Source organism: Bradyrhizobium sp. (genome assembly GCF_049691595.1).
In the GTDB taxonomy this organism is placed as follows: domain Bacteria; phylum Pseudomonadota; class Alphaproteobacteria; order Rhizobiales; family Xanthobacteraceae; genus Bradyrhizobium.
Genome location: NZ_JBAVNZ010000624.1, coordinates 1 through 4,149, shown reverse-complemented (window position 1 = coordinate 4,149; position 4,149 = coordinate 1). Strand labels below are relative to the sequence as shown.

The window sequence follows — 4,149 nt, the reverse complement described above, 5'->3', positions numbered from 1 at the left end:
CGCAAACGCGCCGAGGAGAAGATCGCCCATCTGGCGCATTACGATGTGCTGACCGACTTGCCCAACCGCGCGTTGTTTCGCGAGAAACTCGAACGGGCTCTGAACGAGGTCAAGCCCGGCGAGCAGCTTGCCATCATGTATATCGATATCGACGAATTCAAGCGCGTCAACGATGCGCTCGGTCATCCGATCGGCGATGAACTGCTGAAAAGCGTCGCCGATCGCCTTCGCGGTTGTCTCGAAGCCACCGATGTGGCGGCCCGGCTGGGCGGCGACGAATTCGCGGTGATCCAGACCGCGATCTGCGACCGGTCGCAAACCACCCGCCTTGTCGACAGCCTGTATGAGGCGATCAGGCAGCCCTTCGAATGCGCCGGTCACCTGATTACCACCGATGCCAGTATCGGTATCGCGCTCGCGCCCGGTGACGGGCTGGACCTCGATCAGCTGCTCAGGAATGCCGACCTTGCGCTGTACGGCGCCAAGGCTGACGGACGCCGCACCTACCGGTTCTTCGAGGCCGGCATGGATGCGCGCGCCAGGGCGCGGCGAAGCCTCGAGCTCGAGTTGCGACAGGCGATCACCGGCGGCGGCCTTGAAGTCTACTACCAGCCGGTCGTGAATATCGAGGATGCAAGGGTCAGCGGCTGCGAGGCATTGCTGCGATGGCATCACCCCGAGCGCGGGGCGATCTCGCCGGCGGAATTCATCCCGATCGCCGAGGATACCGGCCTGATCGACCAGCTCGGTCGCTGGGTGCTGATCTCGGCATGCCGCGAGGCCGCGAACTGGCCGGATGACGTGCACATCGCCGTCAACGTCTCGCCGGTTCAGTTCAAGGGCCAGACGCTGGCGCTGGGCGTGGCGGCGGCGTTGGCCGCCTCGGGACTTGCGGCCTGCAGGCTCGAACTCGAGATCACCGAGGCGGTCCTCATTCGGGACGACGAGGCTGCGCTGGCGACGCTGCATCAGCTGCGCGCACTCGGCGTGCGGATCGCACTGGACGATTTCGGCACCGGCTATTCGTCGCTGAGCTATCTGCGGCGGTTTCCGTTCGACAAGATCAAGATCGATCGCTCCTTCATCAAGGACCTTGCCGCCGCCGGCGCCTCGTCATCCATCGTACAGGCCGTCGTCAACATCGCCGCCGCGAGCGACATGACGACCACCGCGGAAGGCGTGGAGACGGAGCAGCAAAGGAATCTGCTGCACAGTCTCGGCTGCACCGAAATGCAGGGATATCTGTTCAGTCCGGCGATCCCGGCCCCGGAGATACGGAAGTTGCTGCTGTCGCATCGCGGCAAGGCGGTGTCAGCGGCCTGAAAACGCGGATCGAACGCGATTGTTTCCGGCCCCCGACGGTTTGCGCATCTTCGATCTGTGACATCAGCCACGGAACGGTCGAACATGGCCTGCCATCCTGGCCGGGAAACAGGAGGGCGCCCCCATGTACTATCTGATCAACGGTCTTCTGGTGCTGGCGATGACCTTTTTCTTCTTCCTGCCGATGACCGACTACAGGACGGCGCGAATGAAATTGTGCATGGTTTGCGCGCTCGCCGTCGTTCTGACGGTGTCGGCGACATCGCCCAGGACCCATGCGCCTGCGCCGATCGCGATGTCGAGGGGATGATCGAAAAGGGCTATCCGGCGCGGCCGACAAACGGTTGAGGCCGGGCAGGTGAGGGCGCGATCGATCGCGCTGGTCCGGCCTGATTGACACAGGCAATATCAAGCCTGTATCCATTTCGAGGAAGCGGTTTTCTGACGAAAACCCGTTTCCGAGAACAACAAGAAACCGGGCAGGGCGGAACGCGATGAATCGCGACATCGAGTCTTGAGCGAGCCTGCGCGGCCTTCCGCGCTCGCACCATTCCGCATCCGGAACTACCGTTTCCAGTGGCCTGCCGATCTGCTCACGTCCTGGGCGTTCGAGATGGAGACGCTCATCCTCGGCTGGTATGTGCTGGTCGAAACCGGGTCGGTGTTGCTGCTCACGGTGTTCGCCTCGCTCGGTTATATCGGCACGCTGGTGGCGCCGATGTTCGGCGTGGCGGGCGACCGTATCGGCCATCGCGACCTGCTGGCGATGATGCGGGCGGCCTATGCGGTGCTGGCAACCGTCCTGACGACGCTGGCGCTCGGCGGTCAGCTCAATCCGTCTTTCGTGTTCGTGATCGCGGCGGTGATGGGCATCGTCCGGCCGTCGGACCTCGGCGTCCGCGGCGCGCTGGTCGCGACCATCATGCCGCATGAACAGCTGATCGGCGCCATCAGCATTTCGCGAACCACGATGGATACCGCGCGGATCGCCGGCGCGCTGAGCGGGGCCGGGCTGTTCGCATCGCTCGGGATCGGGCCGGCCTATGTCGCGATCGTCAGCCTTTATCTGCTGAGCACGGCGCTGACCCTTTGCGTGGTGGCGCCTGCCAAACCACACCCCGCCGGCGCAGGCGCGAGCGAGGCGCCGCAACCCTCGCCGCTGCGCGACCTGAAAGAGGGCGTGGCCTATGTCTGGACCACGCCGCGGATGCGCGCCGCGCTCTGGATCGCGTTTCTCGCCAACCTGACCGCGTATCCGCTGTCCAACGGATTGCTGCCCTATGCCGCGCGGGAAATTTACGGCACCAACCAGACTGGCCTCGGATATCTGTCGGCGAGCTTTGCGATCGGCTCGCTGGTCGGCTCCATCGCCCTCAGCCTGGTCGGCGGCATCCGGGTGGCGCGGCTGATGATCGCCGCGACCGTGCTGTGGTATTCGACGCTATTGGTGTTCGCGCAGATGCAGACCGTGCCGACCGCCATGGCGTGCCTGATGCTGGCGGGTTTCTCGCAGAGCCTGTGCATGATCTCGCTCGCGGTGATCCTGATGCGCGCGGCGAGCGAACATTTCCGCGGCCGGGTGATGGGCGTGCGCATGATGGTGATCTATGGTCTGCCGCTCGGCCTGTTGGCGGCGGGCAGCCTGATCGACCTGGTCGGCTTTGCCGCGACCGGGACGCTGTATGCGACCGGCGGTCTCGCGCTGATGATGACCATCATCCTGCACTGGCGCGCGGATTTATGGCCTGTTCATGCGCCGGCCAATGCGCGATAGACAGGCCGCGCACAGGAAGGCAATACGGAAGGGAATGCCATGTCAAAGGCAGGTTTGGTGGTGTCGGCCCACCCCGGGGATTTCGTCTGGCGCGCCGGTGGCGCGATCGCGCTTCATGCCAAAAAGGGTTATCGCATCAAGATCGTGTGCCTGGCGTTCGGCGAGCGCGGCGAATCCCAGTTCGCCTGGAGAGAGCCGGGCATGACGCTCGACAGGGTCAAGGCCGGCCGCCGCGACGAGGCGGAGCGGGCCGCCGCCGCGCTCGGCGCCGAGATCGAGTTCTTCGACGCCGGCGATTATCCGCTGCGGCTGACGGACGCGCATCTGGAGCGGCTGACCGACATCTACCGCGAGTTCAATCCGAACTTCGTGCTCACCCATGCGCTGGAGGATCCCTATAATGTCGATCATCCGGCGGCCGCCGCCTATGCCCAAGAGGCGCGGATCGTCGCGCAGGCGATGGGCCACAAGCCGCGGGCCGATTACAATTACAGCGCGCCGCCGGTGTTCCTGTTCGAGCCGCACCAGCCGGAGATGTGCAATTTCAAGCCGCAGGTGATCCTCAACATCGACGAGGTCTGGGACATCAAGCGCAAGACCTTCGAAATTCTGGCCGCGCAAAAGCATCTGTGGGCCTATTACGAGCGGGTCGCGCTTCAGCGCGGCATGCAGGGCGGCCGCAATTCGGGCAAGGCCATGACCTATGGCGAAGCCTATCAGCGGCTGTTCCCGATGGCGGTGGAGGAACTGGCATGAAGACGGTCGTTGTCCGCAACATCAAACGGACCGAGGCCGGTCTGGTCAAACGGCTCGGCGCGCTCGGCACCGCGACGGTGCATGAGGCCTATGGCCGCTTTGGGCTGATGAAGCCCTATCTGCGCCCGGTATGGGCGGGGGCTGAGGCGGCCGGCACCGCCGTCACCGTGCTGGTGCATCCCGGCGACAACTGGATGATCCATGTCGCGGTCGAGCAGTGCCGGAAGGGCGACGTGCTGGTGGTCGGCTGCACCTCCGACAACAGCGACGGCATGTTCGGCGAATTGCTGGCGACC

Annotated in this window: 4 protein-coding genes and 1 pseudogene; all 5 read left to right on the top strand. The window is 64.6% G+C overall.

Annotated elements, in window-relative coordinates; genetic code table 11:
• On the top strand, positions 1-1,323 hold a 1,323-nt coding region (locus tag WCE35_RS25100), incomplete at its 5' end, for a putative bifunctional diguanylate cyclase/phosphodiesterase (RefSeq protein ID WP_424595999.1).
• A 124-nt stretch (positions 1,324-1,447) separates the two neighbouring features.
• Complete coding sequence (locus WCE35_RS25095; protein ID WP_424595998.1) at positions 1,448-1,633, top strand: hypothetical protein; 186 nt, start codon at positions 1,448-1,450, stop codon at positions 1,631-1,633.
• 204 nt (positions 1,634-1,837) lie between these two features.
• Positions 1,838-3,097, top strand: a complete 1,260-nt coding sequence (locus WCE35_RS25090) for an MFS transporter (protein WP_424595997.1) — start codon at positions 1,838-1,840, stop codon at positions 3,095-3,097.
• A gap of 39 nt (positions 3,098-3,136) precedes the next feature.
• Positions 3,137-3,853 (top strand): PIG-L deacetylase family protein, encoded by a 717-nt coding sequence (locus tag WCE35_RS25085; RefSeq protein WP_424595996.1) that lies wholly within the window; start codon positions 3,137-3,139, stop codon positions 3,851-3,853.
• A pseudogene (locus tag WCE35_RS25080) lies at positions 3,850-4,149 on the top strand (4-carboxy-4-hydroxy-2-oxoadipate aldolase/oxaloacetate decarboxylase); the annotation flags it as partial. The gene WCE35_RS25085 and the pseudogene WCE35_RS25080, both read left to right, overlap by 4 nt.